Annotated in this window: 1 rRNA gene; it reads left to right on the top strand. The window is 53.2% G+C overall.

The features are described from left to right. Positions 1 to 1,079, top strand: a 23S ribosomal RNA gene (locus FYJ66_RS09135); the annotation flags it as partial.

Raw genomic sequence — 1,079 nt, 5'->3', positions numbered from 1 at the left:
GTGAGTGATAAGGTCCATGGTCAAGAGGGAAACAGCCCAGACCGCCAGTTAAGGTCCCAAAATACAGGCTAAGTGGAAAAGGATGTGGGGATGCCCAGACAACTAGGAGGTTGGCTCAGAAGCAGCCATCCTTTAAAGAGTGCGTAACAGCTCACTAGTCGAGTGACCCTGCGCCGAAATGTACCGGGGCTAAGCCTGATACCGAAACTGCGGATTGTAGGAAACTATAGTGGTAGGGGAGCGTTGTATACGAGCAGAAGCCGTACCGTGAGGAGCGGTGGATTGTATAGAAGTGAGAATGCCGGTGTGAGTAGCGAGAGGTAGGTGAGAATCCTACACACCGAAGGCCGAAGGACTCCAGGGGAAGGTTCGTCCGCCCTGGGTAAGTCGGGACCTAACGCGAGGCCGAAAGGCGTAGTGGATGGAAAGCAGGCGAAAGATTCCTGCACCCGTATATGGAGCGAAGGAGTGACGGAGACGGATAGTGTGACCCTCTTAATGGATTGAGGGCGAAGCGAAGCGGCTGGTTACCAGGCAAATCCGGTAACCTCAAGGCTAGGGCGTGACAGGCAAGCGAAATCCAAGGAAAGTAGCGAAGCACATGATGACGGCTTCCAGGAAAAGCTTCTGGCAATGCATATGCGGCCCGTACCAAAACCGACACAGGTGGGCAGGGAGAGAATCCCGAGGTGAGCGAGAGAACTGTTGCCAAGGAACTCGGCAAAATGACTCCGTAAGTTAGCGAGAAGGAGTGCTTAAGCAATTAAGCCGCAGTGAAGAGGCCCAAGCGACTGTTTAACTAAAACACAGCTCTCTGCGAAGTCGCAAGACGAAGTATAGGGGGTGACACCTGCCCGGTGCTGGAAGGTTAAGAGGATCTGTTAAGAGCGATCTGAAGCAGTGATCCGAAGCCCCAGTGAACGGCGGCCGTAACTATAACGGTCCTAAGGTAGCGAAATTCCTTGTCAGGTAAGTTCTGACCCGCACGAAAGGTGTAACGATTTGGGCGCTGTCTCGGCAGCAGACTCGGTGAAATCTTAGTACCTGTGAAAATGCAGGTTACCCGCAACTAGACGGAA

It is taken from the genome of Allobaileyella intestinalis (assembly GCF_009695865.1).
GTDB classification, from domain to species: Bacteria; Bacillota; Clostridia; order Peptostreptococcales; family Anaerovoracaceae; genus Allobaileyella; species Allobaileyella intestinalis.
Note: the sequence above shows the minus strand (reverse complement) of the source record. Positions and strands in the feature narration are given on the sequence as shown.